Consider the following 20,117-nt stretch of genomic DNA (forward strand, 5'->3'; position numbering starts at 1 on the left):
GATCATACCATTACGAGGTGTTGAGAATATGGCAACTTTTCATTATTCAGGATCTTCCTTTTATTATAACGATCAGGCGATACGGCTTATCTCAGGGGCCATCCATTATTTTCGGACTCTGCCGGAACATTGGGAAGACCGTCTTATCAAATTAAAAGCTTGCGGCTTCAATACGGTTGAAACCTATGTGGCATGGAATTTACACGAGCCGAAGAAAGGCCAACATAATTTTGAAGGTATGGCAGATGTAGTCCGGTTTATTGAATTGGCTGGAGATTTGGGTCTGCATGTCATCGTTCGTCCCGCACCTTATATTTGTGCAGAATGGGAATTTGGTGGACTGCCATCTTGGTTGCTAGCTGATTCGGATATGCGTCTTCGATGCTACCATAAGCCATTTCTAGATCATGTAGATGCGTATTATGATGTATTGCTCCCCAAATTACAACCACTGTTATGTACAAATGGTGGCCCGATCATTGCTATGCAGATTGAGAATGAGTACGGAAGTTACGGTAATGACAAGCGCTATTTGACTCATTTAAAAGACAGCATGATTTCCCGTGGGATAGATGTACTACTATTCACTTCCGATGGACCTGAAGACGCGATGTTACAGGGAGGTATGGTCCCAGGTGTGCTGGAGACGGTGAACTTTGGATCACGTCCAGTAGAAGCATTCAACAAGCTCCGTGAATACCAACCAGAGGCTCCAATCATGTGTATGGAATACTGGAACGGTTGGTTTGATCATTGGCGTGAGGAGCATCATACGCGTCCGGCTGAGGATGTAGCGAAGGTATTGGATGAGATACTTAGTTTAGGCGCATCCGTTAATTTCTATATGTTCCATGGCGGAACTAACTTTGGGTTCTACAACGGAGCGAATGGACATACGTTTGACAGCTATGAACCAACAATTACTAGTTATGACTATGATTCCTTACTGAGTGAATCCGGTGAGCCGACAGCTAAATATTATGCAGTTCGTGAAGTGATCTCCAAATATGTAGATCTCGGACCCATTGAGTTGCTAGCTCCTGTCGCTAAGAGAGCATATGGGAGAGTAGAGATGAAGGAGCAGACTTCACTTACCGCAAACTTGAATCGTATTTCTGCACCTATTCACTCTGCATACCCTGAATCGATGGAGAAATTGGGTCAGGATTATGGCTTTATTCATTATAGTACGTTCCTTACAGGACCTCGTCCCAAAGATGAGTTCTTCATCCAGGATTTACATGATCGTGCAATAGTCTTTCTGAATGGAGAGCTCACTGCAACCTTAGATCGTGTAGAGCCAGAGGTGAAATTAGAGTTCGAGGTTCCGGCCGAAGGGCTGCATGTTAGTATACTTGTGGAGAATTTAGGACGTGTCAACTATGGTCCTTTTATGAGAGATTGTAAAGGGATTACCGAAGGGGTACGTTATGGACGGCAGTTTCTGTCGGAATGGACGACTTATACGTTGCCATTAACGGATTTATCTGGTCTGCAGTTTGAAGGTTTATTCAGGCAAATGGAACCTAGCTTCTTCCGCAGCACCTTGGTTGTGGATGAACCTTGTGATACGTTCTTGAGCATGGAAGGATGGACTAAAGGCGTCGTGTTCATTAATGGGTTCAACCTTGGACGCTATTGGAATATCGGACCACAGAAAACAATGTATGTGCCAGGTCCTCTATTGAAACAAGGCGACAATGAGATTGTCATCTTTGAATTGCACAGCACTTCAGATACCGCTGTTACCTTCGTAGATCAACCGGAACTAGGATAATAGGGCATAGCTCTGCCAACAACATGTTAGAATTGCGGCTTATTGAACAATGTCTGAATTTGCTTCGGACAAGTTTGTTCAATCTTGCGTAATTCGCTAGCTTCGTTTAACTAGCTGTTTCAAACGCAGCAATTAATATATCGTAACAACAAAGACACCCGAATAGATCCGGGTGTCTTTGTTAAATAGAAACTATTTCTTGCTGCGTATTCTAAGGTTATGTAGTTCCCATTGTTCATACCAATCTTGAACAACGGCAGGAAGACCAATACTTAGATCGCCTTTCAATAATTCCGTCAGATTCTTGTATTGTTCTTCCACTGCGGATCGTTCCCCAATACTGTCGTAGACTTTCATTAATCCTAAATGTCCTTGTTCAAAATAGGGCTGAAGCTGTACTACCTTTTGATACACAGTGACAGCTTCGGGAACTCTGTTGTTGTCGATATAGAACTGGGCCATTCCCATAGCATGGTGTAGCCAAATGGTGCGCAGACGTTGTCGTTCGCCTTCCGCCCACAAATAATCGTAATCACCAAAATAATCCCCTGAATACAGTTCAAATAAGCTTTGATGTTCTGCACAATTGTCCTCTCCGATGGATTCGAGTGCAAGAATGTTGTGCTCCCACTGGGCTGCATCGATTAGAAGCGGCCCGGTCTCAAGCGTATACCCTTCCCCGCCACTGACGTTGCTGATATGCAGATCTACCTCACTCTGCTTTAAACATTGTCGTACTTGATAAATGGTTGTGTAGAGATGGGTAGAAGCCTTTTTAAGGTTGAAATCTGGCCATAGTAGGTCAATCAGGGTATCTTTACTGACGAATCGATTGCGATTATGAAGCAAGAAAGCAAACAATTCTTGTGCCTTAGAAGTTCTCCAACGGAGATTGTTTAAAGGTTGTCCTCCTCGTTCAAAACGCAGCGATTGAAAACAACGAATCGTTAGTTCATGTGCTACCTCTGTGCTTTTTGGTGCAAACCTCAATCTGTCCTCCAAGCGTTGTACTGTTTTGAATAAACGGTCATGTCGCACGGGCTTCAAAATATAATCAATCGCATTTAACTCAAAGGCTTCCACTGCATATTGGTTATACGCGGTCACGAAAACGATATTAGCGTTTGGACAGACCTCTTGCAGAATTGCGGCAGCTTGAAGTCCGCTCACTTCAGGCATTTCAATATCAATAAAAATAACGTCAGGCTCCAAGGCTGGAGCTTCTTGTATAGCTTGAACAGGATCTGTATAGGACGCGATGATATGAACAGCTTCCATTTCTTTTAACATGAATTCTAACTTTACGAGAGCAAGGCGTTCATCGTCCACTAATACTGCTTGAATCATTGTTATTTCACCACTCAATATAGTATTTTTTAGCAAAAAACAATAAACTCTTCTTTATTTTTCGGTTCATTATAGTCTGTCTGTGACTAGGTATTTTTGTGATTCATATTTCTTTTTTCAGAAGGGATTATGAAACTTACTGAAGTACCTAGCCCTTCCTTGCTTTTAATTTGCAAACCCTTAGCATAGACACGTAACAAGCGTTTATGTGTATTAAGAAATCCAATCCCTCTTGTTACATTAGACTGACTGCTCAGCAGTTGCTGAAGTTGCTCGGAAGTCATACCTTTACCATTATCAGCGATTGTAATCTCGATGTCATCAGCTAGTTCTTTGATGGATATTGAAAGCGTACCTCCTTTGGAGCGGCTTAATATACCATGCCTAACGGCATTTTCAACGAGTGGCTGAATGGTCAAGGGAGGTAACTGAAAATGTAGATTTTCTGTTAACTCCCAGTTGATGGTCATCCTGTCCTCAAAGCGCTCTTTCTCTATGTACAGATAGGCACGGACAAGCTCAAGCTCGTGTTCAATCGGTATCATCGGCTCAGCGTTCAAGAAGTTAAAGCTTAAGCGTAAATAAGAGCTAAAGGCATCAATAAGGTGACCCATACGCTGTGTATCAAAAGATGCCAGAGCAGATATAGAATTTAATGTGTTGAATAAGAAATGTGGTTGTATTTGCGCTTGAAGATACGCTGCTTCCAGACGAAGCCGTTCATTTACGGACTGTTTTAAGTCTGTTAAGGAACGTACCCGTCCTCTTAGCTCCATAGCGTTCATGGGTTTCATTACATAGTCGTTCGCGCCCGAAACAAATCCGGTGTAGATATCTTCCGGCTGGCTACGTGCGGTCAGAAGTAGAATAGGAAGCTCAGCTATAGTAAAACGTTCACGAATTCTCTGTGTTAATTCATAGCCGGACATCTGGGGCATCATTACATCTGTAATGATTAAATCCCATTGATCAGTATCCAGTTTTATTAAAGCATCAATTCCACTGGTTACCGTAACCATTTCATAGTCTTTGATGGATAGTACGCTAGTAAGGATTTTCAGATTAACCGGGTCATCGTCGACAGCCAAAATCTTAGGTCTTCTTCCATCCGTTGAAGTAGCAGATGTAGTGTTAAATTCGGATAGCCTAATATGAGATAGTTTGTCGGTGTATTCAGTCACTGTTGAGAATTCTAAATTGAATTTTTGAATGTTTGAATCGGATAGAGGCATAGTAAAAGTAAAAGTAGAGCCTTTGCCAAGTGAAGATTTTACGCTAATCTCTCCACCGTGAAGTTCAACTAACTGTTTACAAATACTTAAGCCCAATCCAATTCCACCACTTATTGCTGTCACGCTTGAGTCACCCTGTTCATAGGGTTGGAAGGCTCTAAGCTGTGTTTCCTCGTTCATTCCAATGCCAGTATCCGTAATATGGATGCGCGCCACACCCTTATGAATATCCGCATGGACCCTAACTGAGCCCACACTCGTATATTTCACAGCATTTTGAAGCAGATTGAACAAAATCTGAATGAGTCTTTTCTCATCTGCCACAATAGAAGGAAACGAGTCGGGAATCTCCGAGATTAGTGTAATGTGCTTACCTTCCGTTAGGAACTTGAGCATATCGAGTACGCCAACAGCTACGGATTGAATGGGAACATTTCTTAACTGTAATTGAATGTTGCTTTCACGAAGCTGTGATTGATCTAGAAGATCGTTTATCAGTAAAGACATACGTCTTCCGACGGTAATTAGCAGTTCTAGATTACTTGCGTTTTGATGCATTAAAGAGTCTCTCTCACTGTCTAAGACGGTCTCAGCAATATTAATGATGCTATGTAGGGGGTTTTTCAGCTCGTGAGAGGTATTAGCTAGGAAATCATCCTTTTGCGTAACGGTTCTTTGCAGGCTTTTTGCCAGATTTTCAGTCTGTTTAGTATTCCAGAAATAGCGCTTAAACCCAAAAGTCGCAAAGCATAAAAAGGCAATAATCAGGTCGAAAGGATAATAGGTAACGTCAACCAGATCGAAATTTTTGAACAATCCCCAATGATTGCTGTTAATGATGGCTAGGATAGATAGCAATAGAAAAATAGAGCCATCGTTGTTTTTAAGCGCAGATTTCAGAAAGAGAACTACAACTTCTAATGATAGAACGAATATATTGATGAAAAAAAGAAGCGTATATGATTCGTAATAGTGGACAACGGGACCGAGCAGTATGAAAAGGATATGTACCAAGGATAAGCTGGTCAGGATCCGAACGCTTTTAATTTTTAAATTCTGGAACATTAGTTGCTTGCTTGTCAGTAAGATGAATATAAAAGCCATAATATTAGAGATGATTAATAGTTTTAAGCTCCATTGGTAGTTTAAGGGAAGCATATGCAGCAAAAGCTTGTCATCATCAATTAGTACTGTAGTTATAGCGGAAATTACCAACAGAAAAAAATAGATCAACATCTTTTGCCGCGGACCAATGGTATATAATATTGCTGCATAGACTGCATGAAGTAGAAGTACTACACATAATAACAGTTGAAGGATTATGGAAACGATCCGCTGATGTGTTAAGGTTTTTTCGTTACCAAATAAAATGGGTTTAAAAATACCGCCTGTATGAGATAAAGAGTAGTTGGCTACATGAATCACAATTTCAATCTCAGTCTTATCCGTTGTAAAAGATACGGAGTAAGGTAATACACGAGCAACATAGTCTTCTTTATTGGCAGATGGAGAACCTGAATTTCCTAGTAGTTCACCATTGATATATATTTCCGAAGAAGTCCGAACCCCGGATATGAGTATGCCATAAGACTGCTTTTCATTTTTATCTACAAGAATCCGTAACCGATAGGAGCCGTAGCCAAAACCAGTCTTTTCGCCATTATGAATGGCATCGTTCCACTGATCCGGGACTTGTATATATTTTTTAGGGGGAGCTTTGTTTAGAGATTCTTTATTGAAAGTGGGAAGCAGCGTATTAGGATAGAACTCCCATTGGCCTTTTAAGGTAAGGAGCTTGTCTTGATTTAAGTCTTTATTCCGTAAATCGAGAACTCCTTTGACTAATTGTGGTTGTATGGCATGAGGCGATGCCCAAACCCATAGGAAGCGAAATCCAGTAAGTATAGTAAGAAATAGCACGATAATTAGAAAGAGTTTTCTTTTAGTCATAGTAATTAAACATTATTCGACAAAAAACAATATATTCCTTTCCCAAAAATATTTCAAAAATTAAAAAAAAGTTGCAGGGGATTAGAATTGGCTGGCGTCTAACGTTATGTAGGTGAAGGAGGGGAGAAAGCTGGAAGAGGCGGAATGGATTTCTGCTGTGCTGAACGGTGAGCATCAGGCCTTTGGGCATTTGGTGACACGTTATCAAGGCATGGTATACAGAGTGTGCGTCAAGATTACTGGAGAAGCCGAATCGGCCAAAGATATGGCCCAAGAGGTTTTTATAAAAGCATACAAAGCGCTCCCCTCCTTCAGAGGACAGTCTACCTTCTCGACATGGCTTTATCGGATAGCCTATCGAACCTGTCTGGACTGGAAACGGGCCAATGATAGGGAGTGGAGGCATCGGAGTGCAGCTGATTACACTGAGAATGATTGGGTAACGTCTCAAACACCAGAGCAAGAGGTGCTAGAGCAGGAACAATCAGCTGAGCTGGGTGAGAATGTGAACAGCCTTGCGGAACCGTACCGGTCGGTCGTACAGCTGTACTATTTTCAGCGAAATTCTTATCAAGAGATAGCGGAGCAAAAAGGTGTTTCCGTTAAGACTATCGAATCGCAGCTTTATCGTGCCAGACAGATGATGCGTAGACAAAGGGAGGAATTGCGATGAATTGTGCAATAGTGAAGGAATGGATGCCACATTACATTGACGGCCTACTGTCTCCAGATATGGAGCTGAGTATCCGGTTGCACATACAATCCTGTCCTGATTGCGCGCAGTGGCTGGAGGAAGCTAAGGAAATGTCCGCTCTTTGGTCAGAAATGGAAACGGACAGTGAATATCAGCATGAACAGATGGACTTTCCAGATCTCGCAGCAGGTGTTATGGCCCATATCGAGCAGCTCGAAACAGGACGCAGAGAGCGAGCGGTTAAAGCGACAAGCGTAAGACGTCGCTATGCTCCTAGAACATCTTGGATGCATTATGCGGTGGCTGCCTGCTTGAGCTTCTTATTGTTACAGTTTGGCGTTTTTGAGAATTTGGCTTATGGGATTACTGAAATTAATGGTCATGTGTCGAATTCGGTGACCCAATGGTTTGGTGGCTTTAGAAAATAGTCATAAAGAGATTTATAAATAATAGATGGATTCAGGTAAACTGAAAAGTTTATGCTATCCAAATTTTAGGAGGATGTATTATGATTAAGAAGAGACGTTGGCTCACTTTTATGCTAGCTATGATTCCTGGTGTAGGTCATTTGTACTTAGGCTTCAAAAAGCAGGGGCTGCAGTTTATGATCGGGGCTTCCTTATGTATTATGTTTATTCCGTCTGAGCCCATGATCTTCCCTTTTGCGCTAGCTGCACTATGGTTTTACCAATTGTTTGATGCCCTGCAGAAAGCGGCTTGGATGAAAGTAACTGCTGCCGAACACGAGCGTATGATGTTCCATCCTGACAGCTTCGGAGAACCTTGGACGATGGGGATATCCTCTATGCCGGGTTACCCACATGAAGATGTGAATCCGGCTTGGGTTGGTGTTGGATGTGTTGTTGCTGGGTTCCTTATGCTGGTGATCTCAGCATTTCCGACGCTTTGGAGAATGTTAATTGAGATTAACATTGGTACGATCTTGTTATCACTGGGTCTGATTGCGTACGGTCTGAAGATGCTAAGAAACAATACGAGAGCGTAAGAAACGGGGATTTGACTATGGGGAGATGGAAAATCGGGAGTTTTACTGCAGCTATAGGCTGCATTGCACTTGGTGTCATTATTGTGATGGCTCAGTATAATATGATCAGCTATGAAGTACTTGGTTATTTATGGCCAGCACTGTTGATCCTATTCGGACTCGAGATGTTGCTAAGATTGTTTATCAAATCCGATGCCAAAAGTCGTGTGAGCGGTTGGGCAATCCTATTGATCATCCTGTTGGTTGGAGCAAGCAGTGCACAGAGCGTAATGGCCGGCGGCTCACTTAGCAGTTTAATCGGGAATACACATTTAACTCCACTAAGCGGCAATGTCGAAGTGAAAGACAATATTACGACGCTGAAAATCGTACTTCCAAGTGGAAAAGTAAAGGTCGAGGGAATAGATGGAAGCTCATTGGATTATGAGGGAAGCTTACTCCTACCTGGAAAATCACAAAGTGAAGCCGAAAGTGCGTTGGAAAAGAAATGGAAAGTAAAAACTGAGGGAGATACACTGATTATGGAGCTTGATACAGATCATAATTGGTTCTCTAATATTCAGTTTGGATTTAATACTAAAAGTCCTTATTTAAATGTAAGTGTACCTAGCAGCCTTGCTGTTGAGGTAGATACTAGTGACGGGTCAATAGAAGCCTGGGATTTAAAGTCTGGCTTAGTGGTTGACACTAGTAATGGGGTTATAAATATTCATGATGTTGCTGGCGGAGTTGAGGCAGATACCAGCAATGGCTCACTGACTGTTCAGAACATCCAAGGTGGAGCGCAGCTCAAAAGCTCTAATGGTGCGATTATATTGGATAATATAGATGGAGCGTTGACGGCAAAGAGCAGCAACGGCAAGATCACTATTAATTCAGCAGTGACTGGAAAATGGAAATGTTCGTCTAGTAACGGAAAGATTACGGTGGGGTTGCCAACTGTGTCCGATGCGAAGATTACAGCGGATACTAGCAATGGCTCACTGAAGGGGAATGTCCCTTGGGATCTAGACGGGGACAGCTTTGGCACTGCCATTCTTGGTAAAGGAACTTATACTGTGGACCTAAGTACGAGTAATGGAAGTGTAACCGTGGACACAGCTGAATAAGTACGAACAATAAAGGGAGTTAAGGCTTCAGCGATTGGTTCTGCTGAAGCCTTAGCGCCCTTTTTCAAATTATAAGAAACCTACCAAGCGTAAGCTTTAGGAGCTTCTCCGCCCGGTCCTGGGAAGATCTCATCTAAACGTTTAAGGACAGATTCATCTAGCACAATCTCAAGACTGCGCAGTGCACTCTCGAATTGCTCTAGTGTGCGTGGTCCAATAATGGGTGCGGTTACAGCAGGATTGGCTAATAACCATGCTAGTGCTACATTATCTTGTGGTTCCCCAAGCTCCATACATAAGCTTGCAAAAGCCTCAAGCTGATCTTTGTATTGCTCTACGCGCTCAGCATTTCCTCCACTGCGGCTGCCTTCTATTTTCTTAAGTGCATTGCGTCCAAGAAGACCTCCATCCAGTGGGCTCCAAGGAATAACGCCTAATCCATGATGGAGAGAGGAGGGTAATACTTCAAGTTCAGGAAGGCGACAGGTGAGGCTGTATTTATGCTGCTCAGAAATCAAACCTAAAAAGCCACGTGCCTTCGCTTCTTGTTGGGCTACAGCGATATCCCATCCCGCAAAGTTACTGGAGCCGACATAACCAATCTTTCCTTGGTTTACAGCAAGCTCGAAAGCCCCCCACAGCTCGTCCCAAGAGACACTACGGTCAACGTGATGCATCTGGTACAATTCAATATGATCGGTCTGGAGACGCTGCAGAGACCCCTCTAGATGGCGGCGTATAATATAAGATGATAGTCCACCCTCATCATTAGGCCCGTCGAGCTTATCGCTCATTGCACCGTATACCTTGGTAGCTAACACGACCTTTTCACGTCGCCCCCCACCTTGCTTAAACCAACGACCAATAATCGTTTCTGTTAAACCGGAATTCTCACCCCAACCATAAATGTTAGCGGTATCAAAAAAATTAACACCTGCGTCGAGTGCAGCGTCCATAATACGGAAGGCTTCTTGTTCATCTGTTTGTGGGCCGAAGTTCATTGTTCCGAGACATAGCCGACTGACCTTCATACCGGATTTGCCAAGCTTAGCATATTGCACTTCGCATTCACTCCTTAGGTAGATGATTTCAACTTAATTGTAAACAACTTATTAACCAAGGGCAAATTTTCCAAGTCCTTCTCTGGTGCTCAATAGCGTAGTTTTATGTTTTCAAAAACTTTTTTTAGCTTACAACGTATTTACAATGGGAAAAATATCATAATGGAGGGAATACTATGAAAAAGAGCTTCAGTATTATTTTTGCAGCAATTATTGTAATGCTTGTATTCACAAATCAGTCTTATGCTAATCCATCGAAGTCACCTCCAAGCTTGGACAGTACAGATACGCTTTATGTTAGTACCGATCTCGTCGCAATCATTGATCATAGCACTAACAAAGCTGACGTAGTCAATGTAACAACAAATAAGGTAGTCAACCTATCAAACGATACTCATACGATTCTCGACCTTAACGTGATGAAGAATCCGCAAAAAATAGTGCTACTCAAGAAATCAAACGGCAACGCAATTACGAAAACGGTCTTTTCCTATGCTGGGGAGCAGATTAGTAAAACAGAAATACCGCTTAAAGGTGTGGCAGACAAAATCAAATGGGTTGCTCCTACGGGGAAAGTAAACGAACGAATCATGGTTCAATTTGGAGATTCCTTTAATCTTTATCAGTATCCTTGGAAGATGCCAAGTGTAAGCTTTAACGCTAAGATTAACGATACCGGATATGAAAGTGTAAACGTTCAGGGTTGGGATTTTGTTGGATATCCTTATTTAGCTATAAAGTATCAAGCACAAGGTATAATGAGCGATGATTTCTTTGTGAGAACAATTAATTTATTTCACCATAATGAAAAAATGTTTAAAGACTTTAATGCTGACATTAAGCTTAAATTTAATGGTGCAAATTTGGCAGTATACACATCATACATTTACCAGCCTGCTCCAGCTAACGCGAAGCGTCCTGTTTCAGGTGATTCTCAGAACGTGTTCCGTTTGATGAATGTTGCAACAGGAAGCGCAGTAACCTCTATTAAGCAAGCTTTTAAAGAAGAGGGTAATCTTTCGGGGTGGAAGACGGACTTTATTAACAATCAAGTGTTTGTTGGGGATGTATTAGAACAAACCTGGTCGTTATTTTCGCAAGAAGGCGCTCAGATCGTAAAAGATCAAAAATGGCCTGGAAATGGGAAAAGTAAATTTTTGAATTATAATCTAACTACAAAAATTGCATATTTCCTGGAATATTCTGCTGGTGAAATTTCAGTAATTGCAAATCCAATTCATTAATAGAACATGAAAGCGCAGAGTCGCCAAAGGGATATATCTGGCGGCTTTTTCATTACTCAAGAAAATCTTCCTTCAAAATAAGTATCCTATAGGCTATGCCTATCAACTCAATAGAATCTATATCTTTGTCCTTTACGACTGGGTATGATACAACAATATAAAGAAGAACTATGTCTGTTAGAGCAGACCACTTGAGGAGTGACTGAGATGAGTGAGGTTAAAAAAATCGCCGTAATCGCAGGGGACGGTATTGGACCTGAAGTAGTAGCTGAAGCAGAAAAAGTATTGAAAGCAACGGAAGAAGTATTTGGTTATGCTTTTGAAACGGAGCACGCTCTTTTTGGAGGCATTGCAATAGACGAAAGAGGCACACCGCTGCCGGAAGATACACTGGAAATCTGTCGCAGTGCTGACGCCGTATTACTGGGCGCTGTAGGCGGACCGAAGTGGGATAACAATTCTAAGGAGCTTCGTCCTGAAACCGGATTGCTTGGCATTCGCAAAGCACTTGGATTGTTCTCAAACTTACGTCCAGCAGTCGTATTCGATTGCCTTAAGGACGCTTCGACATTGAAGCCAGAAGTGCTGGAAGGTACCGATCTTATGGTCGTTCGTGAGCTGACTGGTGGGATTTATTTCGGAGATAAACTGCGTCGTCAAGGTGAGCATGGTGAAGAAGCAGTGGATACCTGTGTATATAACGTAATGGAAGTGGAACGAATTGTACGTCAGGCTTTTGAGATTGCTGGCAAGCGTCGCAATAAGCTGGCAAGTGTTGATAAAGCGAATGTACTTGAAACTTCACGGTTATGGCGTGAGGTCGTAAATAAGATTGCTCCAGAATATCCTGAGGTAGAGGTTGAGCATGTACTCGTTGATAACTGCGCAATGCAGCTGCTGCGTCGTCCAGCTAGCTTTGATGTTATCGTTACCGAGAACATGTTTGGTGACATTCTGAGCGACGAGGCTGCGATGTTGACAGGCTCTATCGGTATGCTTGCTTCCGCTTCGATGGGCGATGGTAACTACGGTCTCTACGAGCCCGTTCACGGCTCCGCACCTGATATTGCCGGACAAGGACTTGCGAACCCGATTGCAACAATCCTGTCCTTAGCACTAATGTACCGTTTAACCTTTGGTTATGAGGATGCGGCTGCTGCGATAGAGGCTGCAGTAGCTGAAGTATTGGATGCAGGACACCGTACAAGTGATATCGCCGTAGATAAGAGCAAAGCGATCAGTACATCTGAAATGGGCGACCTGATTGTTGCAGCTATCCGCAAAGCATAATATAATCTAATTTCTAATTACGATTATAGGGGAATTTGTCTAAGATTGACTTTGATTTTGTACGATGATACCATTTGATATGTAGACAAGATGTAAATTATTCCAGCATATCACGACAAGAAATGGTTGGTTTCTTACATAATCAAAGGAGGATTTTGGCAATGGCTGAACGTTTAGTAGGTAGACCAGCTCCAGATTTTACTATGCAAACCGTATCAGGTGATGGTAAGGATTTTGGTAAAGTAAGTCTGTCCGACTATCGTGGCAAATGGCTGGTATTCTTCTTTTATCCTCTGGACTTCACTTTTGTATGTCCGACTGAAATCACAGCTCTCAGTGAAGCGGCTGCGCAGTTCGAAGCGCTTGATACAGAAATTCTTGGCGCAAGTGTTGATTCGATCCACAGCCACAAAGCATGGATCAATACACCTAAGGATTCGAATGGTCTTGGCCGTTTGAATTTCCCGCTTGCTGCTGATATTACTAAACAAGTTGCTAAAGACTACGGCATTCTGATTGAAGAAGAAGGAATTGCATTGCGTGGATTGTTCATCATTGATCCTGAAGGTGAATTGAAATATCAGGTCGTTAATCACAATGATGTAGGTCGCAGCGTAGAAGAAACACTTCGTGTCCTGCAAGCCCTGCAATCTGGTGGCTTATGCCCAATGAACTGGAAACCAGGTGACAGAAACCTTTAAATGTTGTTCTGCTATTATCTGATCTTTGATATTCTGATTTCGACCTCCTTGCAGAAGTTTTTTCTGTAAGGAGGTTTTTTGCACCAAAAAAGGCTTAAATAAAAAATGGATTTGAAAATAGGCGTGAAAAGTTATATTATGTCCTCGAGTGGAGGAATCTCCATTGGGGTAATGTAATACAATAATAAAAACTCAGATGGGTTAGTTATTCTAAGGAGGGTGAACAAATATGAGCTTTTGCTGTGGAGCGAGTATGGTAGGAACAAAGGGAACCCTTAAACATTATCGCACGCAAGTCCATAATGTTCCCCTGCTTTTTTGTCCGGTATGTCATCGTGTAGAGGTTCACTATAAGGTCGAAAACGAGTATGAGATCTTGGCGGAATACGCACATGGAGACGGTGTTACTGATGTGGATTTTCAGGACTATGTCATGGAAGACGAAACTGCAATATTCGAGAATGTCATTAACATCGAGAGTGAAGAGCCTCTAGCTATTGTGCGGAGTCAGATCGATATGGCGCTTGACCTGCTTGCTGTAGCCAAACAGATTGAGGATACGAAGTGGGAACGGGAATTGAAGAAAAGATTAGCTGTGATGAGTCAAAGACGCCTTCGTCTGCAACAGAAAGCGTAAGATTATTTACAATTTGGGTCTGACCCATTTCTTTATCAAGGCCTTCGCAACCGCGAGGGCCTTTAGCTTTTTCTATTTTCTTTTAAAAGAGTTTAAATCATTTGAACGAACTAATAGTGATAAATATAATTTGATGTGATATTTTATATGTCTTTGGAATCATTTTATGAATTTTTTTATCATTCGACAGTTTCTCTGATTGCGTTGTCTACTTCACTTGGATATGATTGGAATATAATTGAACCGGTTGGAAAAAGTGCAACGATTACCGAATGTTCTGGCGGCTTCGTCATATACTCAAATACATAGTAATTTGATGTCGCTTTAGCGTCTTCGTCAAATGCAGTAAAAGGGGGAACTTCGTATCGTGATTAGCCAATATCAAGAAAGTCTTCTATTACCGGGAAGAACCTATCAGTCAGGGCCTGTGGATACTACATACGAGGATGTACTAGAGAATATTGACAGCGGAATCATGCTTTTTGATGAAGAGGGAGTTATAAGTTTTGTAAATAAGCAAATGTACGGGATGCTAGAATTAACCCGTCACTCCCTTGTCGGCTGTACAATATCACACCTATTATCTAACGTTAGACTAAGCCGCTTTAAGAAAAAGCAAGTACTGCAAAGCTATAGAGAGATGGTATACAAAGGAAAATCAAATTATGAATTTTTAGACGAGTATGGCCGTTACTGGAAGGTTACATTATGCTGTGGAGAGCAAATGAAGGGTTGTTATTTGTTTACAGTTAAAGAAATCTCCGATTATAAGTTGATTGAGCAAACGGCTTACCAGAACGATAGTTTGGCTATGCTAGGTAAATTATCTGCATCTATTGCACATGAAATCCGGAATCCATTAACTGCAATTCGTGGATTTATTCAATTGCTTCACCCGCATCTACAGCAGCTTGGGAAGCAGGAATACGGCAAGATAATCTTGGCAGAGATCGATCGTGCCAATGATATCATTCATGAATTCCTTACTTCCTCCAAGCCGTCAGTTCCTCAAGTGGGAATGATTCCTGTGTCAGCTTTACTCAAGGAAGTAGTGCTGCTTACAGAGAGCGAAGCCCTGATGAAAGGTTGCCAGATCAATCTACATCCTTTTCAGGAGGGAGATATGATGATTTCTGGAGATGTAAAACAAATGAAACAGGTAGTCCTCAACCTGATTAGAAACGCTATGGAGGCCGTTGCGGATAGAGCAGATGGTCTAATGGGTATAATAGAGGTTGGAGCCCACAGAGAGGGTTCTGAAGTCCGTATGTTCATTTCTGATAACGGAAAGGGAATGGATATCCGTACACTGGACAGGTTATTTAGTCCATTTTTTACAACTAAGGAGAATGGGACAGGGCTAGGGCTTTCCGTGAGTGACCGAATCATCAAAAATCATGGCGGATGCATTTCTGTCAGTAGTAGAGTTAATGAAGGTACTCATTTTGTAATCTCATTGCCATTAATTCATTAATCCATTAGTACATTCGATTAGAATATAAAGTGTTTAAGAGGCTGATCCCTGCGGATAATACAGATGCAGAGATCGGCCTTGCTTATGTTACAATGGGGGTTGGTTTTGGGAGACAAATGGAGGTAGACACAATGAATATAGAATTTAATAGTGGCAGTGCCATTAATGAAATACAGGGTGATGCCCTTATTCTTATCATCTCTGAGTCGGAAGCCCAACATGGAGGCCTCTCAGAGAGGTGGAATGACAGAATTCGATTATTAGGAAAGTCAGGTCTCTTTAGTGGGAAGCTGAATCAGACTTATGTACTGCCATTAGATTATCCATCTGGTTGTCCTGTAGCTATTTTAGTTGGAAAAGGGGACCAATTAATTAGTACTGAAGACCTACGTCAAATGGCGGTTCAGATAGCACGTGCAGCACTTCGATTGAAGGCAATACAGCTAGTGTTTCAGTTGCCTGAAGGTGTTCAGGAGCTAACAGAAGATAAGGATATCGTATCTATTGCCTATGCGTTGTCTGAGGGGTTGTCACTTGGTTCCTATCGTCGTCCCACCTATAAGCAGGAGCAATCTCAATATACAGGTCCAAACTCGGTTATTTTTACTATCGAGAAGAAGCCAGCGGATACTTTCGAGCGTGACTGGAATCTGGGCATGCAGAGAGGGCTGGCTTTTGGTGAGGCTACGAATCTGGCACGGAACTTGACGAATATGCCCGGCAATCTGCTGACTCCATCTGACCTAGCTATGGCCGCTATAGAAGTTGCTGAACGTTATGGATTTCCTTCCGAAGTGCTGGATGAACGAGAAATTGAGCAAAAAGGAATGGGCGGATTGCTCGCAGTCGGAAAAGGAAGTGTAAACCCTCCGCGAATGATCGTCATCCGTTACCAGGGAACGGGGCACTGGGATAATGTAGTGGGGCTGGTCGGTAAAGGGATTACTTTTGATACGGGGGGAATTTCCTTAAAAAGAGCCCCAGGCATGGAAGAGTTAATCAGTGATATGGGAGGAGCAGCGGCTGTGCTTGGAGTCATGGAGGCATTAGGCCGATTACGTCCACGAATTAATGTCGTAATGGTCATTCCATCCGCTGAGAATATGCCATCTGCTAATGCCTTTAAACCCGGGGATATCATTACATCAATGAGCGGAAGAACCATAGAAGTATTGAATACCGATGCAGAAGGCAGACTTGTACTTGCGGATGCGCTGACCTATGCCCGGGAATGGGGAGCGAAACGAGTTATTGATGTCGCTACGCTGACAGGTGCAGTGTTGTCGACATTAGGAGATATAGCTACAGGTGCTGTTACTAACAACGAGGAATTTATGGAGCAGTTTCTGACAGCAGCTAATGTTTCGGGTGAAAAAATATGGCAGCTTCCGGTTTACCCGGAATTCCGCGAAATGCTAAAGAGTGAAGTGGCCGATATCCGTAACACCGCAGGAAGATTCGGGGGAGCCACTACCGCTGGGTTATTCGTAGGTGAGTTTGCGGAAGGTCTACCGTGGATACACCTAGATATTGCTGGAACCGCATTTCTTTCTAAAGAACGTGGAGTTAATCCTAGAGGCGGTACAGGAGTCATGGTTCGCACATTGGTTCAGTGGTTGCTCGGCGAAAGCGAATGATTAGCTCTTCATAATCAACAAAAAGAAACCTCGCCCTAGGACAATGGATGGAAGACCGACCATTCCCTAAGGCGAGGTTTCTTTGCTTTTGTAAGAATGCTGAAGATTAAATATTGCCACTGGATTTTTTAGCCTTCGATTGAGAAGTAAAGGATTGAATACTGTTCATTATTTTATCGCGAGTTCCCTTATTCTTCAGTAAATAGGCTACGCCCAATGCGGCTGTTGTGAAAAATGTTTTTTTTGTGTTCATAGTGATTACCTCCTTAGGTATAGTCTGTAGTTGCTTATAACAAACATACCCGAAAGCAATGAAAGCTAAACTATGAACCCTTTCATATAACGGTTAGGCAAGCCTACTTCTTCTTATTAACAGGTGTTGAGCAGCAGGAGAGGGGAGAATCTAAAGACGCTGCAGAACAGGTCTTGCCCTTATCACAGCCAGCGCAAGCGCCTTGCTTGCCCTTTTGCACATGTCGATAGATGATCCAGCCTGAATAACCGAAGATCAGAGTGACGATTAGAACATTTACCATTACGGTGCCCCACTTTCATTAAGAGAATCAACGAATTACAAGTTCTACGACCAGCCTAATAATCGCCCACCTTGGAAAATAACAAAAGATACGATATATGCCAGAGCAAGAGAATAGCCAATAGAGAAGAAAGTCCATTTCCAAGAGGCTGTTTCTTTTTTGATAACCCCTACAGTGGCCAGACAAGGAATATATAACAGGATAAAGGCCATAAAGCTGATTGCACTCAGCGGTGTAAAGACTTGTGAAATTTGATTCTCTAATCCAGCGGTATCTGGTGCGTGATAGATGATATTCATCGTAGACACTACAACCTCTTTCGCTAAAAATCCTGGGACCAAGGTAGAGCCGGCCTGCCACGTTCCGAAACCAAGCGGTTCCAGTAGTGGTGCAATCATGCCTCCGAATTTAGCTAGATAGCTATGATCCATTTCTACATCAAATCCGCCAGGACCAGCATAAGACATGAACCAAATAATGGCTGATCCAGCTAGAATAATCGTTCCCGCTTTACGAAGGAACCCTTTGCCCTTCTCCCAAGTGCTGCGCGATAAGGTTTTGATCTGCGGCATACGGTAAGGAGGAAGTTCGATGATGAAGACGGAGGATTCATTCTTGAATAAGTATTTAGAGAATACCTTACAAAGAATTAGGGCAAACACAATCCCCATAACATACATAGAGAGAACGGCAAACGCTTGTTGCTCAGGGAAGAATACAACTGCGAATAATGCATAAACAGGTAATCTTGCAGAACAAGACATCAGCGGCATTAACAGGGTTGTCAGCATGCGGTCTTTGGGCTGTTCGATGCTTCGCGCCGCCATAATGGCCGGTACATTGCAACCAAAACCAATGATAAATGGAATGAATGCTTTTCCGTTCAGTCCCATTCGTTCCATGGTGCTGTCCATCAACAAGCAGACCCTTGCCATGTATCCGGAATCCTCTAAGAAGGAAATGATCAGAAAGAGAATGAAGATTTGCGGAACAAAGACCAGTACGCCGCCTACACCGCCGATGATGCCATCCACAATCAATGCATGCGTGAAGCCTGAAGCTCCAATGGTCTGAAGCAGTGAGTTCGTTCCATCACTAATAGGGCCGGATATCAGGCCGTCTACAATATCCGATAGGGGGCCGCCAACCCAGTCAAATGTAGTCTTAAAGAGAGCATACATAAAGAAAATGAATAAGGGCAGTCCCCAAAATCGATGAGTCAATACCGAATCTAATCTTTCGGTTAAGTTATGGGGCTTCTGAGCTGTCGTATCAAGGACTTCGACACAAATATTGCGAATATACTCCATACGGTTCGAGCGAATCCATTGCGGGAGTGTCAGGGCGAGTTTTTTGATTTGTAGCTCACTCTGACAAGACTCACAGATATTTAGCAGTCCCGTAACATCTATACGCGACTTCAGAAACTGAAGTATAACCGGATTCTGCTCCAATAGCTGTAGAGCGACCCAACGGTGATTGGGCAGATCTTTTATAGAACGTAATTCCTTTTCTATAGAAGATATCGCTCGCTCGACGACCTCACCATAATTCAGCTTGAACTTTACAGCAGGAATAGCTGACGATTCCTCGAGGATGCTGAGCATCTGTACGCTGCCTTTACCGGTTCTTGCTATAAGTGGGAGGACGGTGACACCCAATCTTGATTGTAAAATGGTTTGATTAATATGAATACCACGCGCATTAGCGACATCAATCATATTAAGACCGAGTACAGTAGGCTTGCCATACTCAAGTAGTTGAAGCGTGAGCAGCAGATTACGTTCCAGCTGGGATGCATCCACGATATTGATTAATGCTTCAGGGGATTCTTCTATCAGATATTGGGCTGCGACCCCTTCATCACGGGAGAGTGGGTGCAGAGAATAGATGCCGGGCAAATCAATGAGCTTGCCTGCCCCGTTCTTCAGATTTCCGATCTTCTTCTCAACCGTAACGCCTGACCAGTTACCTACATATTCGTATGAAGTCGTTAATGTATTGAAGAGAGAGGTCTTACCTGTATTGGGATTGCCCACAAGAGCTATAGAACTCAAGATACGTTCACCTCAATCAGAGAAGCTTCTTTGCGGCGTATGGCGAACAGCTGGCCGTTACATTCTAGCGTAATCGGTCCCCAAAAAGGTCCCTTTCCTTTAAGACGGATGTTCACACCCTCTGACACTCCGAGATCAGCAAGACGACGGCGTAGAACGGGGTTCATTCCTTCTATTTTATGAATATTTCCAGCAGTACCAGGTTGTAATTGCAGTAAGGAACAGCAGGTAGAAGTAGCTATTGTAATCCCTCCAAAAGAGATTGAGAATCAATCTCAAATGTTTTCTTGTAATGTAGCATTTTTAAGTGTTTGTATACTGTGACATTTGTCCCTGACCTACTGTGGTAATTACTTTAAAGTGCT

At 42.7% G+C, this 20,117-nt stretch carries 18 protein-coding genes; 11 read left to right on the top strand and 7 right to left on the bottom strand.

Translation table 11 applies throughout. The features are described from left to right. The first annotated feature begins 28 nt into the window (after positions 1-28). Complete coding sequence (locus MKX35_RS28745; RefSeq protein WP_076298233.1) at positions 29-1,777, top strand: glycoside hydrolase family 35 protein; 1,749 nt, start codon at positions 29-31, stop codon at positions 1,775-1,777. Between the two features lie 192 nt (positions 1,778-1,969). On the opposite strand, the gene MKX35_RS28750 is transcribed toward MKX35_RS28745, so the two are convergent. Both MKX35_RS28750 and MKX35_RS28755 read right to left on the bottom strand, forming a co-directional pair. After that, positions 1,970-3,124: a response regulator gene (locus tag MKX35_RS28750; protein ID WP_076298232.1), complete on the bottom strand. Its 1,155-nt coding sequence runs from the start codon at positions 3,122-3,124 to the stop codon at positions 1,970-1,972. A gap of 86 nt (positions 3,125-3,210) precedes the next feature. Further along, positions 3,211-6,306 (bottom strand): hybrid sensor histidine kinase/response regulator, encoded by a 3,096-nt coding sequence (locus tag MKX35_RS28755; RefSeq protein WP_076298231.1) that lies wholly within the window; start codon positions 6,304-6,306, stop codon positions 3,211-3,213. A gap of 112 nt (positions 6,307-6,418) precedes the next feature. Here MKX35_RS28755 and MKX35_RS28760 point away from each other — a divergent pair, with 112 nt between their 5' ends. The 4 genes from MKX35_RS28760 (at position 6,419) to MKX35_RS28775 (ending at position 9,115) form a co-directional block, all read left to right on the top strand. Beyond that, positions 6,419-6,979, top strand: coding sequence for an RNA polymerase sigma factor (locus MKX35_RS28760; protein WP_042125119.1), 561 nt, complete (start codon positions 6,419-6,421; stop codon positions 6,977-6,979). Then, positions 6,976-7,428: an anti-sigma factor family protein gene (locus MKX35_RS28765; RefSeq protein ID WP_042125121.1), complete on the top strand. Its 453-nt coding sequence runs from the start codon at positions 6,976-6,978 to the stop codon at positions 7,426-7,428. The genes MKX35_RS28760 and MKX35_RS28765 overlap by 4 nt, the downstream gene beginning before the upstream one ends. An 80-nt stretch (positions 7,429-7,508) precedes the next feature. Further along, positions 7,509-8,006 carry a hypothetical protein gene (locus MKX35_RS28770; protein ID WP_042125123.1) on the top strand — a complete coding sequence of 166 codons (498 nt, stop codon included), beginning with the start codon at positions 7,509-7,511 and terminating at the stop codon, positions 8,004-8,006. Positions 8,007-8,023: 17 nt separating this feature from the next. Continuing rightward, entirely contained in the window at positions 8,024-9,115 is a 1,092-nt protein-coding gene (locus tag MKX35_RS28775; RefSeq protein WP_042185736.1) for a DUF4097 family beta strand repeat-containing protein, read from the top strand. Positions 9,116-9,195: 80 nt separating this feature from the next. Here the strand turns inward: MKX35_RS28775 and MKX35_RS28780 are convergent, their stop codons facing one another. Next, positions 9,196-10,176, bottom strand: a complete 981-nt coding sequence (locus tag MKX35_RS28780; RefSeq protein WP_042125126.1) for an aldo/keto reductase — start codon at positions 10,174-10,176, stop codon at positions 9,196-9,198. A gap of 176 nt (positions 10,177-10,352) precedes the next feature. Here MKX35_RS28780 and MKX35_RS28785 point away from each other — a divergent pair, with 176 nt between their 5' ends. From MKX35_RS28785 to MKX35_RS28810, 6 genes are all read left to right on the top strand, one after another. Then, a complete protein-coding gene (locus MKX35_RS28785) occupies positions 10,353-11,420 on the top strand; it encodes a hypothetical protein (RefSeq protein WP_076298230.1) in 1,068 nt (355 codons plus the stop codon). 207 nt (positions 11,421-11,627) lie between these two features. After that, positions 11,628-12,710 carry a 3-isopropylmalate dehydrogenase gene (gene leuB / locus MKX35_RS28790; protein ID WP_042125128.1) on the top strand — a complete coding sequence of 361 codons (1,083 nt, stop codon included), beginning with the start codon at positions 11,628-11,630 and terminating at the stop codon, positions 12,708-12,710. A 161-nt stretch (positions 12,711-12,871) separates the two neighbouring features. Then, on the top strand, positions 12,872-13,411 hold the full coding sequence (locus MKX35_RS28795) for a peroxiredoxin (RefSeq protein ID WP_042125130.1): 540 nt from the start codon (positions 12,872-12,874) through the stop codon (positions 13,409-13,411). A 229-nt stretch (positions 13,412-13,640) separates the two neighbouring features. Further along, positions 13,641-14,048 carry a hypothetical protein gene (locus MKX35_RS28800; RefSeq protein WP_042125131.1) on the top strand — a complete coding sequence of 136 codons (408 nt, stop codon included), beginning with the start codon at positions 13,641-13,643 and terminating at the stop codon, positions 14,046-14,048. A 367-nt stretch (positions 14,049-14,415) separates the two neighbouring features. Continuing rightward, positions 14,416-15,522 carry an ATP-binding protein gene (locus tag MKX35_RS28805; RefSeq protein ID WP_076298229.1) on the top strand — a complete coding sequence of 369 codons (1,107 nt, stop codon included), beginning with the start codon at positions 14,416-14,418 and terminating at the stop codon, positions 15,520-15,522. A gap of 131 nt (positions 15,523-15,653) precedes the next feature. Next, positions 15,654-17,159, top strand: a complete 1,506-nt coding sequence (locus tag MKX35_RS28810; RefSeq protein ID WP_143759278.1) for a leucyl aminopeptidase — start codon at positions 15,654-15,656, stop codon at positions 17,157-17,159. Positions 17,160-17,265: 106 nt separating this feature from the next. Here the strand turns inward: MKX35_RS28810 and MKX35_RS28815 are convergent, their stop codons facing one another. From MKX35_RS28815 to MKX35_RS28830, 4 genes are all read right to left on the bottom strand, one after another. After that, the gene (locus MKX35_RS28815) at positions 17,266-17,412 is read right to left on the bottom strand and encodes a hypothetical protein (RefSeq protein WP_179085847.1); all 147 of its coding nucleotides are present in this window, start codon (positions 17,410-17,412) and stop codon (positions 17,266-17,268) included. Between the two features lie 103 nt (positions 17,413-17,515). Then, entirely contained in the window at positions 17,516-17,695 is a 180-nt protein-coding gene (locus tag MKX35_RS28820) for a FeoB-associated Cys-rich membrane protein (protein WP_076298228.1), read from the bottom strand. Positions 17,696-17,739: 44 nt separating this feature from the next. Then, positions 17,740-19,752: a ferrous iron transport protein B gene (gene feoB, locus MKX35_RS28825; RefSeq protein WP_042185744.1), complete on the bottom strand. Its 2,013-nt coding sequence runs from the start codon at positions 19,750-19,752 to the stop codon at positions 17,740-17,742. Then, positions 19,749-20,015: a FeoA family protein gene (locus tag MKX35_RS28830; RefSeq protein WP_331281439.1), complete on the bottom strand. Its 267-nt coding sequence runs from the start codon at positions 20,013-20,015 to the stop codon at positions 19,749-19,751. The genes feoB and MKX35_RS28830 overlap by 4 nt, the downstream gene beginning before the upstream one ends. Positions 20,016-20,117 lie beyond the last annotated feature (102 nt).

The organism is Paenibacillus sp. FSL R5-0923, assembly GCF_038009145.1.
Taxonomy (GTDB): Bacteria; Bacillota; Bacilli; order Paenibacillales; family Paenibacillaceae; genus Paenibacillus_AQ.

Excerpts from the sequence above, each read along its gene's own strand:
- MKX35_RS28745 (WP_076298233.1), top strand. The coding sequence starts at position 29 with ATGGCAACTTTTCATTATTCAGGATCTTCCTTTTATTATAACGATCAG.
- MKX35_RS28750 (WP_076298232.1), bottom strand. The coding sequence starts at position 3,124 with ATGATTCAAGCAGTATTAGTGGACGATGAACGCCTTGCTCTCGTAAAG.
- MKX35_RS28755 (WP_076298231.1), bottom strand. The coding sequence starts at position 6,306 with ATGACTAAAAGAAAACTCTTTCTAATTATCGTGCTATTTCTTACTATA.
- MKX35_RS28765 (WP_042125121.1), top strand. The coding sequence starts at position 6,976 with ATGAATTGTGCAATAGTGAAGGAATGGATGCCACATTACATTGACGGC.
- MKX35_RS28770 (WP_042125123.1), top strand. The coding sequence starts at position 7,509 with ATGATTAAGAAGAGACGTTGGCTCACTTTTATGCTAGCTATGATTCCT.
- MKX35_RS28775 (WP_042185736.1), top strand. The coding sequence starts at position 8,024 with ATGGGGAGATGGAAAATCGGGAGTTTTACTGCAGCTATAGGCTGCATT.
- MKX35_RS28785 (WP_076298230.1), top strand. The coding sequence starts at position 10,353 with ATGAAAAAGAGCTTCAGTATTATTTTTGCAGCAATTATTGTAATGCTT.
- leuB (WP_042125128.1), top strand. The coding sequence starts at position 11,628 with ATGAGTGAGGTTAAAAAAATCGCCGTAATCGCAGGGGACGGTATTGGA.
- MKX35_RS28795 (WP_042125130.1), top strand. The coding sequence starts at position 12,872 with ATGGCTGAACGTTTAGTAGGTAGACCAGCTCCAGATTTTACTATGCAA.
- MKX35_RS28800 (WP_042125131.1), top strand. The coding sequence starts at position 13,641 with ATGAGCTTTTGCTGTGGAGCGAGTATGGTAGGAACAAAGGGAACCCTT.
- MKX35_RS28810 (WP_143759278.1), top strand. The coding sequence starts at position 15,654 with ATGAATATAGAATTTAATAGTGGCAGTGCCATTAATGAAATACAGGGT.
- MKX35_RS28815 (WP_179085847.1), bottom strand. The coding sequence starts at position 17,412 with ATGAACACAAAAAAAACATTTTTCACAACAGCCGCATTGGGCGTAGCC.
- MKX35_RS28820 (WP_076298228.1), bottom strand. The coding sequence starts at position 17,695 with ATGGTAAATGTTCTAATCGTCACTCTGATCTTCGGTTATTCAGGCTGG.